General features: G+C 67.9%; 1 protein-coding gene. It reads left to right on the top strand.

All coding sequences use genetic code 11. The features are described 5' to 3' along the window. Positions 1 to 270: 270 nt before the first annotated feature. The coding region (gene istA / locus CWO91_RS42140; RefSeq protein ID WP_245471549.1) for an IS21 family transposase at positions 271 to 1512 on the top strand (1242 nt) is incomplete at its 3' end.

The raw sequence follows: 1512 nt of genomic DNA, 5'->3' as shown, positions 1-1512 counted from the left end.
GTGCTGGCAGTCCGCCACGTCTATGGGGTGGCCATATTGGCCTGCTGGAGCGGGTCGAGCGTAACCTGCGGATTCCGCTCGATGTCGCCCAGCATTCCGAGATGATCTCGCCCACCATTCCGATTTGAAGTCGCCCACCCGTTCCGAGATGATGTCGCCCACCATTCCGGGATGATGTCGCCCGGGTGACGAGGCCTCTTCTGGCTCCCATAGGGTCAACCCTTTCGGCTTTGCGAAGGGGGACCCTGGATGCCGACGGAGAGGCTTGCGATGCGCCGTGTGCGCGATGTGATCAGGATGAAGGCGGCTGGGCTGCCGAGCCGCGAGATTGCGCGGCGGATGGGCGCGGCGCCCTCGACAGTGCGGTTGACCATCCGGCGGTTCGAGGCCGCAGGCCTGAGCTGGCCGTTGCCCGACGAACTCACGGACGCGGCCCTGGAGGCCCGCCTGTTCGCCAAGACCGGCAACGGCAACCGGCAGGGTCACCGCCGCATCGTCGAGCCCGACTGGGCGGCGGTGCACCGCGAGCTCAAGCGCAAGCACGTGACGCTGTCGATCCTGTGGGAGGAGTACATTGCCGCCGAGCCCGGCGGATACCGGTACTCGCGCTTCTGCGAGCTCTACCGCGCCTGGGAGGGTCGCCTGTCGGTGACGATGCGCCAGGCGCACGCGGCCGGCGACAAATTGTTCGTCGACTACGCGGGCGACGGCGTGCCGGTGGTGGTCGACCGCCTCACCGGCGAGCGGAGGACGGTGCAGGTCTTCGTCGCCGTGCTCGGCGCCTCGAACTTCACCTATGCGCAGGCGACGTGGACGCAGGGGCTCGCCGACTGGATCAGCGCCCACGTCGGCACCTTGGCGGCGATCGACGGCGTGCCGGCGCTGTTGGTGCCTGACAACACCAAGGTCGCGGTCATCAAGGCGAGCCTCTACGACCCGCAGATCAATCGCACCTATGCGGAGATGGCGGCGCATTACGGCACGGCCGTCTTGCCGGCGCGACCACGCAAGCCGCGCGACAAGGCCAAGGTCGAGCAGGCTGTCCTCATCGTCGAGCGCTGGCTGCTCGGCCGCCTGCGCCACCGCGTCTTCTACAGCCTCGCCGAGGTCAACGCAGCGATTGGCGAGTTGCTCACCAGGCTCAACGAGGAGCGGCCGATCCGGCGGCTCGGCGTGACGCGCCGCCAGTTGCTCGAGGAGATCGACCGGCCGGCGCTCAAGCCATTGCCGACAAGCCCCTACGTGCTCGCCGAGTGGCGGATCCGCCGCGTCAGCCTCGATTACCACGTCGAGGTGGAGAAGCATTACTACAGCGTGCCGCATCGCTTCGCGCGTACCGAGGTCGAGGTCCGGTTCACGGCCCGCACCGTCGAGATCTTCCACAAGGGCGAGCGGATCGCCGCGCATCAGCGCATGAGTGGCAATCACAAACACACCACCGTGCCGGAGCACATGGCCTCCAGCCATCGCCGCTACGCCGGCTGGACCATCGCGCGCATCCGCCAGGACGCC

The sequence above is a fragment of the Bradyrhizobium genosp. SA-3 genome (assembly GCF_004212635.1).
Taxonomy (GTDB): Bacteria; Pseudomonadota; Alphaproteobacteria; order Rhizobiales; family Xanthobacteraceae; genus Bradyrhizobium.
Note: the sequence above shows the minus strand (reverse complement) of the source record. Positions and strands in the feature narration are given on the sequence as shown.